Source organism: Microbacterium sp. LTA6 (assembly GCF_045690355.1).
Lineage (GTDB): Bacteria > Actinomycetota > Actinomycetes > Actinomycetales > Microbacteriaceae > Microbacterium.
This window is the reverse complement of record NZ_CP147855.1, coordinates 1,009,959-1,022,815: the sequence shown is the minus strand read 5'-3', so window position 1 is coordinate 1,022,815 and position 12,857 is coordinate 1,009,959. Positions and strand designations below refer to the sequence as shown.

The window sequence follows — 12,857 nt, the reverse complement described above, 5'->3', positions numbered from 1 at the left end:
GGACACAACATGACCATCGAAACCGCCGAGTCCGACCGCATCCCCGTCTACCTGGACTGCGACACCGGCATCGACGACGCCCTCGCGCTCACCTACCTCGCGACTTCTCCGGCCGTCCGACTCGTCGGAATCGGGACCGTCAGCGGCAACACGAGTGCCGAGCAGGCGGCGCGGAACTCCCTCGATCTGCTCGGGCTGATCGGCGCGACCGACGTGCAGGTGAGCCTCGGCGCTCGCGATCACCTCGCCAAGGCGTTCGACGGCGGTGTGCCTGAGATCCACGGCGCGAACGGGATCGGGGGCGTCGCGCTTCCGCGGTCGCTCCGCGAGCCGGGAGCCGACAGCGCGGCAGACCTGCTCATCCGGCTGTCCCACGACCATCGCGGCGAACTCCGCATCGTCACCGTCGGGCCACTGACGAACGTCGCCCTCGCGCTGCGACAGGATCCGACCCTTCCGCAGCGGGTGCACAGCCTCACGGCCATGGGCGGCGCGGCGCTCGTGTCGGGGAACGTCACGCCCGTGGCGGAAGCGAACATCTGGAACGACCCCGAGGCAGCGGCCGAGGTATTCGCGGCGGACTGGGACATCACCCTCGTGCCGCTCGACGTCACGCTCGAGAACACCCTGGACGAGGACGATCGGGTCCGACTCCTCGAAGCCGAGAACCCGGCCGCGCGAGCACTCGGGGAGATGCTCGATCACTACTTCGAGTTCTACCTGCCCCTCTACGGCAAGCGCAGCTGCGCGCTGCACGACCCCCTCGCAGCCGCCGTAGCCGTGGGCGGCGTGACGCCCACACGGGCGCCCCGCGTTCCGATCACCGTCGACACGAGTGGAGGGCCGGGTCGTGGCCAGGTGATCGCGGACCTCCGGAACCAGCGGCTGGGACCGGTCGATCATCCGACAGCCCGGACCCGTGTCGTCCTCGCCACCGATCGCCCGCTCGGGGCTCACCTCATCGATACGGTCACCGTCGGGGCGCCACGTACGGAGGCTGCAGAATGCTGATCAACCTGCACACCCACCTCGAGGGACGCGTGCGCCCCGCGACCGCTTTCGAACTCGCGCGCACGCTCAAGCTCCCGGGCGTCGACCGCGACTGGGAACACGCACTGCAGCTCGACGCCCCGGCCGACCTGACCGCGTACCTCGAGAAGGTGTCCTCGACGTACCCGTTCTTCGCAGACTACGAGTCATTGGCTCGGATCGCCTGCGAGGCCGTCGAGGACGCGGCCGCTGATGGCCAGCACTACCTCGAACTGCGCTTCGGTCCCGCCACGCATGTGAACCCGAAGCTCTCCCTCGACGAGGTCATTGCCGCGGTCTGCGAAGGCGTCTCCCAAGGAACGAAGAACAGCGGTATGCCAGCCGGCGTCGTCGTCGCCGCGCTCCGCCTGCACGGCGCCGAGCGCAATGAACAGGTCGCCACCGCATCCGCTCGGTTTGCCGGACGCGGTGTCGTCGGATTCGACCTCGCCGGTGACGAGCTCCGCTTCCCGGACCTCGAGCCCTACGTCAACGCGTTCGCCATCGCCCGCGCCGCAGGGCTCGGGCTCACCTGCCACGCCGCGGAAGCCGCGCCCGCCCACGCAGCGCTCGACGCGGTCGATCTCTTCGGCGTCACCAGGATCGGCCATGGCGCGCACCTCGCCGACGATCCTTCGGCGTTGCGGCGGATAGCGGACCAAGGCATCTACATCGAGATCTGCCCGACATCGAACCTCTACACCGGCGCCATCTCGACACGCCGCCAGCATCCCGCCCCCGAATTCCGTGAGGCGGGAGTCGCGCTCGTCCTCGGAGATGACAACCCCCGGCAGACCCAGTCCCCGCTGTCCGCCGAGCGAGCTGTCCTGCGCGACGAACTCGGATTCGATGCCGTCGCGCTCGATCGATTGGATGCAGACAGTGTCGAGGCTGCATTCGTCGACGACTCAGTCCGTGCTTCGTGGAGGAGTCGCCTTCTCAATCCTCGTTGAACGGCACGCTTCGTCCGAGCCGGCGAGGTTGTGCCGATGATCGGTCGGGGTGGTGCGCCGCATAGGTTCGTCTCGACCGGGTACGTCGGCGAGCTGAGAAACCGAGCGCCCGCCCGTCGCAACCTTTGCAGGATTGTGAATTGGGTGGCGCGGGGTGGAGTCCGCTTGCGAACGCCCAGCGCACCGGCTTCGGGGGTGAAGTGGACGTTCGAGACCAGTAGGTGGGATGACGGGTGGAGACCATCGGTTGTAACGAAACGCTACGTACAGTACACTAGGCCAGGACTACTGAAGGAGTTGCCATGACAGATCAACGAGTCCGGGAGTACGGCGCATTCATCGATGGTGAGTTCCGCGCGCTCGGCCCGGTGTGGTTCGAGGCTCGCGAAGCGGCGACGGGCCAGTTGCTCGCGCGCTTGACACGCTCCGGTCCATCGGAGGTTGACGATGCTGTCGAGGCCGCCGACCGAGCTTTCCCGGCATGGGCCGCCTTCCCCGCAGAGCATCGAGCGGGCCTGCTCATGGAGTTCGCAGCGGCAGTCGAGGCGAACGCGGAGCGGCTTGCACGCCTCGAATCGGTCGACACGGGGCGCCATATCCGCGAGATGCGCGAAGACTATGCTGCGACCGTGACGCAACTGCGCTACTTCGCGTCAGTCGTTCTTGCGCACGAGGGATTCGGGCGTCAGCTCGCGTCGGGATACCTTGTGGCAAAGCGCGTTCCGCTGGGCGTGTGTGGACAGATCATCCCCTGGAACGACCCCGCGGTCATGATGGCGTTCAAGATCGCCCCCGCTCTCGCGGCAGGCAACACGGTGGTCCTGAAGCCGGATCGCAATGCGTCGGTGTCGGTGATGGAGATCACCCGCCTCGCCGCGGAGATCTTCCCTCCTGGTGTCCTCAACGTCGTCCCCGGGTACGGGACCGAGGTCGGGTCGGCGCTGACGGCGCATCCGAAGGTCCGCAAGCTCGCCTTCACCGGTAGCACCGAGACCGGTCGAACGGTGGCCAAGGCCGGGTCGTCACGGCTCGTCTCGTCGATTCTGGAACTGGGTGGGAAGAGCCCGAGCATCGTATTCCCCGACATTGAGGACATCGATGCTGTCGTGGCGAACGCGACCTTCGGTGTTCTCATGTGCAACGGTCAGTCCTGCCTCGCGGGAACGCGGCTCTTCGTCCACGCGGAGATCTATGACCGCTTCATGGAGAAGCTCGTCGCACGTTTCCAGTCACTGCGGGTGGGACCGCCCCTCGACGAAGACACCGACCTGAGCGGCATGATCCACGCCGCGCATGCGGACAAGGTCATGTCGATGATCGAGGCGGGAATCGAAGAAGGGGCCAGGCTCGTGACGGGCGGGCACCGCGCCCATGTGGCCGGCTACGAGAGCGGCAATTTCATCGAGCCCACCATCCTTGAGGTTACGAATTCCATGACAGTCGCGCGGGAGGAGATCTTCGGACCGGTTCTCTGCGTCATCAAGTGGGATGACTACGAGACGATGATCTCGGAGGCCAATGACACGCCCTACGGATTGGCATCGGGGATCTACACCTCGAACCTGAAGAACGCGATGGACACCGCTGACCGACTCGAAGCCGGAAGCGTATGGATCAATCAGTACTTCAACCTCTCCGGCGGCGTACCCTTCGGCGGATTCAAGGACAGCGGCCTCGGTCGTGAGTTCTGTTTCGAGACGCTGAACGAGTACACCCAGCTGAAGTCCATCACCGTCGCGACGTCGACACCGCCCTCCACCTAAACCCACGGTTGGGCGCCGCGCCCGAGCAGGGAGCCATGACAACTTGACGGCTCCCTGCTCTTCGTGTGCCTTCCCTGGAGTAATCACATGACCGGCAATGATTCGGCACCCCCATCCGACGGATCCCCGATCGGCCCGATCCATTCCGGGCGATCGAAGTCATCCGCGCTCATTGCGCTCGGGGTCACGTCTCTGGCGCTCCGCCCCTCGCTGACCGCGATCGGTGCGCTGACGCCGGCGATGCTGGCCGGCGGGGAACTGTCCGTGGCGCAACTGGGCTTCCTGGGATCGGTTCCCCTCATCGTCTTCGCGATGTTCTCCTCGATGGTCCCCGCGCTGCTGCATCGGGTGCGGATCACCACGGCGCTGACTGTGGCGATGTCGGCTGTGGTGGTGGGGAGCCTGCTTCGCGTGGCACCCGGTGCTGCGCTTCTCTACGGGGGCACAGCTCTCATCGCTGCCGGGTTGTGCGTCGGGAACGTCCTCCTTCCAGTGGCAGCACGAGCGTTCTTCCCTCACCGCGTCGGCCGTGTGACGGGCATCTGCACGGCGTTGATCTCGGCCGGTGGTGGCGCAGGCGTCGCGCTTGCGCTTCCCCTCGCTGATGGGCTTCGGGCCGGATGGCGAGTGGCGCTCGCCATCACCGCCGCGACCGCGGCCGTCGCTGCGGTCGCCTGGCTGATGCCTGTCCTGCGCGTATACGAGGCCGGCAGGCCTCGTATACACCTTCCTTCTTCATCGACGAAGACGAAGGCGGACGCGAGCACCGTGGTGATGGCAGGTGCATTCTTCGGCGCGCAGGCGTCGTTCTTCTACCTTGCGGCCTCGTGGCTGCTCCCGCTGCTCATGGAGAAGTCGAATCGCATCGAGCAGGCGACCTTCGGGGTCGGCGCGTTCAGCTTCGCCGGAGTCCTCACATGCCTCGTCGCGCCCTCGTTGGCGCTCGGGAAGGTGGGGCTGCGGGGGATGATCCTCGTCGTCTCGACTCTCCAGATCGTCGGCGCGACGGGCGTGTTCTGCGGAACCGGATTCGTCGCGCTCGGCGGAGCCGTCGTGCTGGCCGTCGGGGTGACCGCGGCGTTTTCTCTCAGCATCGTGATCTTCAGCATCGCTGCCGGATCCGCCCACGCGACGGTCGCTTTGTCGGGGCGAGCCCAGAGCCTTGGCTACACAATCGCCGCGGTCTTCCCCTTTGTCGCCGGCCTCGTGCGCATGCAGACCGGCTCGTGGCTGGTTGTGGAAGCGAGCATGCTCGTATTGGCGGCAGTGACCCTCATCAGCGGCCTCCTTCTCACGACCCGGCAGCGAGGTCTTGGGCGCCGAGACCTGTGAGAGCGTCCGCGTGCCGGAACGCGTCACGCAAACGGACGAGGCCGGTGCATGATGCACCGACCTCGTCCGAGAGTCGCGAGCTCGCGCCCGCGTGGTTGACGCCACGCGTCAGCTGAGCATCGCGAGCATCTCGTCGTAGTTGCCGTTCGCCTCCGCGTTCCGCAACCCCGAAGCGGCCTCGACGATGATCTCCTTGGCCTGCGGGTTCGCCTTCAGCAGAGCGATGACCTCATCGACGAAGGCATCCAGAGGCATAGCGGCCTCCGAGTTCTCCTGGCCCATCAGCGACGTACGGACCCCGGGAGGAGCGATTTCGATGACCTGGATCGAGGTGTCTGCCAGCTGCACCCGCATGCTCTCCGTGAAGGAGTGAATCGCCGCCTTCGACGCGTTGTACGTCGGGGTCATCGGAAGCGGGACGAAGGCCAGTGCCGATGTGACCGTCACGATGGTGGCGGATTCCTTCTCGCTCAGGAACGGAATGAACTGCGAAGCGAGTCGGATGGTGCCCAGGATGTTCGTCGTCACCGTTCGCTCGGCGACCTGCAGAGAGTCCGCCGACTTCAGGTCCTCCGGGTACATGATGCCGGACATCGTCACGAGCACGTTGAGCTCCGGGTATGACGACGTGACCTTCTCGAATGCACGCGTGATGGATGCCATGTCGTCGACATCGATTTCGACCGCTCCGAGCTCGGGATGTGCTGCTGTGATCTCATCGAGGCGGTCGCGTCGGCGGCCGCCGACGATGACCTTGTTGCCTTCGGCCGAGAGGCGAATCGCCAGTTCGAGTCCGATTCCGGAGGTTCCGCCGGCGATGAAGATCGTGTTGTCAGAGATTCTCATTTGTCTGTTTCCTTGCTGTTGTGAAGAGAGAAGTGGCTAGTGGGGCTGGATGGTTTCGGGGGGCGGAGACCCTCCCGGGATGATGACCGCTAATGAAGGCCGCCGCCGATGACGATGGTCTCCCCGGTGAGCCAGGACGACTCGTCGGAAATCAGGAAGCAGGCCGCGCCGGCCAGATCGGCAGGAACGCCGATGCGGCCGAGTGGGGTCCGCGCTTCGATCTCGCGCGTGAACGCCTCGGCGGAGAACTCGCTTCGCCGCATGCCGGGGGTCGAAGTGAGTCCGGGATTGATCGAATTGACCCGGATCCCGCGGGGGCCGAGTTCGTTGGCGAGGGTGCGTGTGATCGCGTCCACAGCTCCCTTACTCGCGTTGTAGACCACCGAGCCGGCGGGAGTGAAGGAGGAGACGCTCGACCCGATGTTGACGACACTCGCACCAGCCGTGGAGAAGATCGCGACCGCCTCTCTGATCGCGTGCGTCAAACCGAAGACGTTGAGCGCGAAGTGGTACGCGAATGAATCGTCGGTGACCTCCTCGAGCGGAGCGGTCGCGAAGACCCCGGCTGAGTTGACGAGCGCGTCGATCGTGCCGACATGCGTCGTTACTCGATCGAACAGGTCGTGCACGCCTTCCTCGGTGGCGAGATCGGCCTGGAACGCCGCCGCGCCCGGGGTCAGCGCCTCCAATTCGCCCAACGTGGATGCCGCTGCTGCATGATCTCCGCCGAATGCGATCAGCGTCCTGGCGCCGCGGGCGGCCGATGCGCGAGCGATCTCCTGGCCTATGCCCTTGTTTCCCCCGGTGATGAGTATGGTCTTGCCCTCAAGGCTCGTCATTTCTCGCCTCCTTTTGTCGATGTCTGGCTTTAACTGTACTGTACGTAGTGTTCACATACAAACCGGGGGTCGCCTCGCCATGAGCCGGCGGTCGGCGATACTTGACTCGAGGCCCACGAGGGCACCAAGCACGAGGAGAATCCATGGGGCATCAGACTCCCGCCGATGTCAGGGCTGAAGTTTCACGCCTTCCCCAGGGGGCTCGGAGTGCCGCCGTCCACCAGAAGGCATTGAACGCAGCTGCCGATCTGCTCGTCTCCGGCGGTTTGAAGGCGGCGACGGTCGAGGCGGTCTCGGACGTTTCCGGGGTAAGCAAGGTCACGTTGTATCGGCACTGGCCGTCCCGTCAGGCCATCGCCGCCGAAGCCTTCGGTCAACTCATGAGAGAGCACCTCGTGGTGCCGAAGACGGACGATCCGCCCGCCGATCTCGTCTCCTATCTCGTGGATATCGGCGCCTTCTACCGCGGGCCGCTGGGCGTCACCTTCGCCGAGCTGGTCGGTGCGTGCGCGAACGATCCGACGACCGCGGCGTACTTTCGCACTTTCTTCTTGGACGAGCGTCGCAAGGGGTTCGCCACGTTGGTCGAGCGCTGCGTCGAGTCAGGGTATTTTCGAGCCGATGCTGATATCGACGAGGTGATCGATCTGTTCTTCGGTCCCCTCGTTTATCGCACCCTCGTCGGGCATGCGAGCGTCGATGACAGGGCCGTGAACTCGATCATCAACCATGCGATCCGAGGGCTCAGGGCCGACCCTGGGGCGGTGTGATCCAGTAGCTCCGTGTGGCTTCAGGGGCTGCTCGAAGGATCGACGGCGACGGGCTCTCGCGCGTGACGCGTCGGGGTTGATCGAATCGACGGCGAGCCGTACCCGGCCTCAGCGGTGAGCGCATCGACTCGATGTCCGCATTCCAGTCGAGGGCGGAGCCGCACTGTGCGGCGTGTCCGTGATGGCGCCACCCGGGCTGGTGGTGCTCCAGGTTTCCGATCGTTTAGCGCCGTGTGGGCGTTCGCGCGCGTCCAGCGCAGTGACGCCTTCGGAATGCAGGTCATCCGGAGTCCTCGCGCCGCCAAAGAACCTCTTGACACGGCATCCGCCCCGCCGTAACCTACAACCAAATGGTTGTACAAAGAGAACTCAGCGAAGCGGAGATCGACCGTGTGTTCCACGCATTGGCGGCCTCGACCCGACGGGACATCCTCCGCCGGACGATCGAGCGAGAGCAGTCGGTGTCGACCCTCGCGGTCGATTACGAGATGTCGTTCGCAGCGGTGCAGAAGCACGTGGCCGTGCTCGAAGCCGCGAACCTCATCGTCAAGCGCGCCGAAGGACGCGAGCGGCTCGTCCGCGCGAATCCCGAGATGATCGCCCGCGCCAAAGCGCTCCTCGCCCGCTACGAAGAGCTCTGGCGGGCACGCATCGCCCGCCTCGACGATCTGCTGGCCGAACCGCCGGCATCCCCCACCGCACGAACCGAACAAGGAGAGTGAAATGCCTGTCACCGATGTCACCACCGACACCGAGAACCTGACCATGACGGTCACCGCGGATTTCGCAGCACCCGTCGAGCGGGTCTGGAGCGCCTACAGCGACCCGCGCCAGCTCGAGCGCTTCTGGGGTCCTCCCGGATGGCCGGCGACGTTCACCTCCTGGGACCACACGGTCGGCGGCCGCGCGAACTACACGATGAACGGGCCGCGGGGCGAGCGCTCCTCTGCGTCGTGGGAGTTCCTCGCGATCGAGGCGCCGAGTCGATTCGAGGTGATCGACACCTTCGCCGATGAAGACGGCAAGCCGCTCGCGGACTTCCCCGCAACGCGCATGACGTTCGATTTCGAGCCGACTGCCGAGGGCACCCGCATGGTCTCGACGAGCCACTTCCCCTCTGTCGAAGCGATCGAACAGCTCGTCGGTATGGGCATGGTCGAGGGTCTGAAGATGTCGATGGCCCAGCTCGACACCGTCCTGCAGGACCTCCGCGACTACGCGCAGGGCAAGGGCACCCGGGTCGAGCTGCTCGACGACACCCACGTGCGCATCACGCGTCTCGTCGACGGTCCGCGCGAGTTGGTCTGGCGCGCGTTCAACGAGGAGGAGCTGATGCGCCGGTGGATGCTCGGGCCGGACGGATGGGAGATGACCGAGTGCGTCATCGGCACCGAACCGGGCCAGAGCTACCGCAATTCTTGGGCACCCGTGGGCGACACCGAGGGGCAGCCCTTCGGGTTCGAAGGCGAAGTACTGCTCATCGACGCCCCGCGCCGGGCCGTCACCACCGAGCGGATGCAGGGCATGGCGAGCCCCGAGACGCTGAACGACCTCAACCTCTACGAGGAGGACGGCGCGACGCTCATCACCGCCCTCATCGAGTACCCCGACAAGGAGACGCGCGACATGATCCTCGCCACCGGCATGGCCGACGGCATGGAGGCCTCGTACGCTCGCCTCGAGCGGGAGCTGCTCACGGTCTGACCGTTCACAACTCCTCAGAATCCGGCCGGTTCCCTCGGGAATCGGCCGGATTTCTGCGTCTACCGCCAGATTCGTGAGGACCCGGAGTGCACCCTGCCCGGATCCGCTTGGCGCCGCTTCCGCCGAAAGACGCAACCGCGCCCTCGAGCGATCCCAAACCCGTGCATCTTCAGAGCCGACGGTGCCGCCCTGGGGCGACCGGGTTCCATCTCACGCCGGAAGTCCGGCCCCCTCGCCGATTCGTAGCTTCGAGTCGCGGCACCAAAGACGGTCCGCGAAACCAACGATCGGAGATTCACATGGGTTGGCTCAAATGGGCGAAGAAGATCTACGAGCTGGTCAAGTACATCGGTGGCAAGGTCGGTTCGTGGGGCGCTGCCAAGACCAAGAAGATGATCGCCTGGGTCTGGGACAACAAGGGCACCATCTACAAGTGGCTTGAGCGCGGCTCGACGATCGCCTGGATCGCCGGCGAGATCTACCGCCGCCTGTTCGGCTGAGCATGTCGACTCGGTGCGGCCGGTGCAGCTCACCGGCCGCACCGAATCATCCTTACGACGGTAGAACCAGGACGAGCTAGGACGAATGATGGTACTCATGACGACGGACCGGATGACAGACGCGGATGCCGCGGTGCGCCACCGCATTCCTGGACCGCAGAGCCACGGCACGCACCGCCTCGCACCCGCAGCATTGCGCTACCAGAACACGTCCGACATCATCCTCGCCGCCGTCGGCACCCCGCTTCTCGCGGCCGCCACGCTGCTCATCCCCGACCTCACCTGGCGCCTGTGGATCCTCATCGGTCTGGGCTTCTTCACCGTCGTCGGACTCGTGATCGACATCCCGTTCGTGAACAGGTGGGAAGTGCGCAACACCTCATACACGGTCACACCAGAGGTTGTCTTCATCCGCCGCGGACTCCTCGTGCGCCGCACCACCACCCTCTCCACCGCACAGATCCTCAACGTCGAGATCGTGCAGGGGCCGCTGCTGCGGGCGTTCGACCTCGTCAAGGTGCGCTTCACCTGCATCGCCGATGTCGAGGGCATCACCGGTGTCACCGAAGACGCCGCCCGCGAGATCCGAGACACCATCCTCGCTTCGCAGAACGGCACCGACCGTGTCTGAGCGACCTTCCGCCCCGACCGAGGCGTCCGAGCGGCTGCCGCTGTCCTACCTCGGCGCTTCGTATCTCGCTCATGCCGTCACCACGATCGGCACGGTCGTCGCCATCACCGTGTTCCTCCTGAACCCGGATATCTGGCCGGGGCAGTGGGCCATCGCCGTCTTCGGCGCCATCTTCCTGTTCCGGATGATCGACCCCATCTACGAGTGGGGCACGACCCGCATTCGCCTGTCGGCGGACGAACTGACCGTGACGAACGGCTTGATCAACCGCCGCACTCGCAGCATTCCTTGGCACGCGGTCCGCACGGTCGAGAGCACAGCGCCGTGGGCGCACCGCCTCTTCAGCCTCGTGCGGGTGCGTATCGCGCAGGGTGGCGATCTCAGCACCCAGGTCACGCTCGCCGGAATCACCCGCGAACTGCGTGACACGATCCTCGAGTATTCGCCTGTGCCTGACACCGGCGCCGTCGAACCCGAAGCGGATGCCGACAATGATCGGCCGGAACGCGAGTTCTCCGCGCAGAACGCCGCTGCTGCCCTGAACACCCCTGCCGCCTCTCGAACGGTTCGCGACGAAGCGACGCGTCGGCCCGCGATCGCCACCGGCACCTCAGACACCGTGCTCTACCGGGCGACGCTCCTCGATCTCGTGGTCGCCAGCATCCTCTTCGGCCGCTTCGCCCTCATCGGCGTCGCGATCGCCTTCGCTCTCTACGAGCAACTCGAAAGGTTCGGCCTCCTGGGCATCCTGACGTTCTTCCAGGGTGGTGGAGCGATCGGATTCGCGGTGTTCGTGGCACTCGTGATCATCGGGATCGGCATCACCGCCAGCGTCGTCCGCTACGCACGCCTGGAGGTACGTCGTGTCTCCGATGGCGCCATCATCGTCACGTACGGACTCGTCGAGACGCACGAACGCGTCATCGATACCGCCGCCATCACCGGAGTCGTGCTGCAGCGGAACATTCTCGAGATGCTCCTCGGCCGGGTCCGGTTGGCTCTGCTCACCACCGACACCAGTCAGCAGTTCGGCGCGAATCTCCTGCTGCCCTCGCTGCCCCGCGCCACCGTCGCGCGTATCCTCGCCGCCGGGTTCGGCGACCGGGTGCCGGAGAGCAACCTTGCCACTCGTCGCCGACTGCCTCTGCTGCCCGCACTCGTGTTCGCAGTCGTCACTGCTCTCGCGTCTGCTCTCGGCTGGTGGCTGCACAGCACCGGCGTGGCTCTCGGGCTCGCGATCGTCGCGGGTCTGATCGGCTGGGCCGTTCTCGTCGTCTTCGCGAGACCTCTCGTCACGCGGCTCGATTACGACACATCCCGCGGCACGGTCGCGCTGCGGGCGTTGTTCATCGTGGACCGCGAGACCTACCTCGATGCGCTCGCCATTCATCTCGTCAACAGCACGGTCTTCGGCGGACGCACCCGATACGTCACCGTGCACTACTACGCGGGAGAGGCCCGTCAGCGCGGGAGCGTGTGGTTCTCCGAGCAGGAGATCGACGCGCTGCAGAACCGACTCGGCGATCGCGAGCAGCGCGCGGAGCGCATCCGCCGGGCCCGCGAGAACGCCGCTGCACGGCGGGAGGCGCTGAGCGAGATCGACGCGCTGGTCGGCGCAAAGGAATGAGCGGCGACGTCAGGAGATGTCGACGAGGCCGGCTTTGGCGGCCTTGACGAGCACCTGCACGCGATCGCGCACGTTCCATTTCGTCATGATGCGACGCAGGTGCGACTTGACCGTCGCCTCCGACAGGAAGAGCTGCTGGGCGATCTCGGCGTTGGACATGCCGTCTGCGAGCAGCTGGATGACATTCTGCTCGCGCTGCGAGACCGTTTCCGAGGCGCTCAGTGGAAGCGACGCCCGCACCGCGGCGTGCTTCGATACGGAGCGAACCAGCTCCTGCGCGACAGAGGGCGAGAGCACGTAGCCACCCTCTTGGGCGTTCCGGATCGCCGACACGATCTGATCGGGCTCGGTGTCCTTGACGAGGAAACCGACGGCGCCGGCGTTCAGCGCCTCGATCACCGCGTCATCCGAGCTGTACGTGGTCACGGCGATCACCCGTGTCCCCGGTACCTGCTCGCCGAGCTGCCGGATAGCGGTCAAGCCGTCTCCTCCCGGCATCCGGAGGTCCATCAGCACCACATCCGGCTGCAGTTCGAGGCACCGGGCGACGGCGGACGGTCCGTCCTGCGCCTCGCCGACCACGTGCATGCTCGGGGCAGTGTCGACGAAGATCGTGAGCGCGCGACGGACGAGAGCTTCGTCATCGACGATGAGTACACGGACGTCACGCACGTGCACAGTTTAGGCAACGGGTTGACGAGAACACATGGGGAGAAGTCCCCAGGGGCCGACCGGGCGCCGCAGTGGACCGGTTGCGGGCGAGAATGCGTCGAAAGGATGAATCGGGCGGCGCCGGCTCCATGCCAGGATCATGCATGGCGGACCGGACCGGTCGGCTATCGGAACACCCGAAGGAGCGTACC

General features: G+C 65.8%; 13 protein-coding genes. 10 read left to right on the top strand and 3 right to left on the bottom strand.

Annotated features, from left to right (window positions below; translation table 11 throughout):
• The first annotated feature begins 9 nt into the window (after positions 1-9).
• From LTA6_RS04745 to LTA6_RS04730, 4 genes are all read left to right on the top strand, one after another.
• A complete protein-coding gene (locus LTA6_RS04745; RefSeq protein ID WP_407358763.1) occupies positions 10-1,011 on the top strand; it encodes a nucleoside hydrolase in 1,002 nt (333 codons plus the stop codon).
• Positions 1,005-1,982 (top strand): adenosine deaminase, encoded by a 978-nt coding sequence (add, locus tag LTA6_RS04740; RefSeq protein WP_407358762.1) that lies wholly within the window; start codon positions 1,005-1,007, stop codon positions 1,980-1,982. The genes LTA6_RS04745 and add overlap by 7 nt, the downstream gene beginning before the upstream one ends.
• A gap of 302 nt (positions 1,983-2,284) precedes the next feature.
• Entirely contained in the window at positions 2,285-3,745 is a 1,461-nt protein-coding gene (locus LTA6_RS04735) for an aldehyde dehydrogenase family protein (RefSeq protein WP_407358761.1), read from the top strand.
• Between the two features lie 87 nt (positions 3,746-3,832).
• Complete coding sequence (locus tag LTA6_RS04730; protein ID WP_407358760.1) at positions 3,833-5,077, top strand: MFS transporter; 1,245 nt, start codon at positions 3,833-3,835, stop codon at positions 5,075-5,077.
• 108 nt (positions 5,078-5,185) lie between these two features.
• Here LTA6_RS04730 and LTA6_RS04725 read toward each other — a convergent pair whose 3' ends face one another.
• Entirely contained in the window at positions 5,186-5,923 is a 738-nt protein-coding gene (locus LTA6_RS04725) for an SDR family NAD(P)-dependent oxidoreductase (protein ID WP_341976393.1), read from the bottom strand.
• Between the two features lie 89 nt (positions 5,924-6,012).
• The gene (locus LTA6_RS04720) at positions 6,013-6,762 is read right to left on the bottom strand and encodes an SDR family oxidoreductase (protein ID WP_341976392.1); all 750 of its coding nucleotides are present in this window, start codon (positions 6,760-6,762) and stop codon (positions 6,013-6,015) included.
• A 230-nt stretch (positions 6,763-6,992) separates the two neighbouring features.
• Between LTA6_RS04720 and LTA6_RS04715 the strand changes: the two genes are divergently transcribed.
• The 6 genes from LTA6_RS04715 to LTA6_RS04690 all read left to right on the top strand — a co-directional run bounded on the left by LTA6_RS04715 (position 6,993) and on the right by LTA6_RS04690 (position 11,994).
• The gene (locus LTA6_RS04715; RefSeq protein ID WP_407358759.1) at positions 6,993-7,532 is read left to right on the top strand and encodes a TetR/AcrR family transcriptional regulator; all 540 of its coding nucleotides are present in this window, start codon (positions 6,993-6,995) and stop codon (positions 7,530-7,532) included.
• A gap of 350 nt (positions 7,533-7,882) precedes the next feature.
• A complete protein-coding gene (locus tag LTA6_RS04710; protein WP_341976390.1) occupies positions 7,883-8,254 on the top strand; it encodes a transcriptional regulator in 372 nt (123 codons plus the stop codon).
• A gap of 1 nt (position 8,255) precedes the next feature.
• Entirely contained in the window at positions 8,256-9,236 is a 981-nt protein-coding gene (locus LTA6_RS04705; protein ID WP_407358758.1) for an SRPBCC family protein, read from the top strand.
• Positions 9,237-9,535: 299 nt separating this feature from the next.
• Positions 9,536-9,736, top strand: a complete 201-nt coding sequence (locus tag LTA6_RS04700) for an aureocin A53 family class IId bacteriocin (RefSeq protein ID WP_341976388.1) — start codon at positions 9,536-9,538, stop codon at positions 9,734-9,736.
• 97 nt (positions 9,737-9,833) lie between these two features.
• Positions 9,834-10,367 (top strand): PH domain-containing protein, encoded by a 534-nt coding sequence (locus LTA6_RS04695; protein WP_407358757.1) that lies wholly within the window; start codon positions 9,834-9,836, stop codon positions 10,365-10,367.
• Positions 10,360-11,994 (top strand): PH domain-containing protein, encoded by a 1,635-nt coding sequence (locus LTA6_RS04690; protein WP_407358756.1) that lies wholly within the window; start codon positions 10,360-10,362, stop codon positions 11,992-11,994. The genes LTA6_RS04695 and LTA6_RS04690 overlap by 8 nt, the downstream gene beginning before the upstream one ends.
• A 9-nt stretch (positions 11,995-12,003) precedes the next feature.
• Here the strand turns inward: LTA6_RS04690 and LTA6_RS04685 are convergent, their stop codons facing one another.
• Positions 12,004-12,666 carry a response regulator transcription factor gene (locus tag LTA6_RS04685; RefSeq protein WP_341976385.1) on the bottom strand — a complete coding sequence of 221 codons (663 nt, stop codon included), beginning with the start codon at positions 12,664-12,666 and terminating at the stop codon, positions 12,004-12,006.
• Between the last annotated feature and the right edge of the window lie 191 nt (positions 12,667-12,857).

Excerpts from the sequence above, each read along its gene's own strand:
- LTA6_RS04745 (WP_407358763.1), top strand. The coding sequence starts at position 10 with ATGACCATCGAAACCGCCGAGTCCGACCGCATCCCCGTCTACCTGGAC.
- add (WP_407358762.1), top strand. The coding sequence starts at position 1,005 with ATGCTGATCAACCTGCACACCCACCTCGAGGGACGCGTGCGCCCCGCG.
- LTA6_RS04735 (WP_407358761.1), top strand. The coding sequence starts at position 2,285 with ATGACAGATCAACGAGTCCGGGAGTACGGCGCATTCATCGATGGTGAG.
- LTA6_RS04730 (WP_407358760.1), top strand. The coding sequence starts at position 3,833 with ATGACCGGCAATGATTCGGCACCCCCATCCGACGGATCCCCGATCGGC.
- LTA6_RS04725 (WP_341976393.1), bottom strand. The coding sequence starts at position 5,923 with ATGAGAATCTCTGACAACACGATCTTCATCGCCGGCGGAACCTCCGGA.
- LTA6_RS04720 (WP_341976392.1), bottom strand. The coding sequence starts at position 6,762 with ATGACGAGCCTTGAGGGCAAGACCATACTCATCACCGGGGGAAACAAG.
- LTA6_RS04710 (WP_341976390.1), top strand. The coding sequence starts at position 7,883 with ATGGTTGTACAAAGAGAACTCAGCGAAGCGGAGATCGACCGTGTGTTC.
- LTA6_RS04705 (WP_407358758.1), top strand. The coding sequence starts at position 8,256 with ATGCCTGTCACCGATGTCACCACCGACACCGAGAACCTGACCATGACG.
- LTA6_RS04700 (WP_341976388.1), top strand. The coding sequence starts at position 9,536 with ATGGGTTGGCTCAAATGGGCGAAGAAGATCTACGAGCTGGTCAAGTAC.
- LTA6_RS04695 (WP_407358757.1), top strand. The coding sequence starts at position 9,834 with ATGACGACGGACCGGATGACAGACGCGGATGCCGCGGTGCGCCACCGC.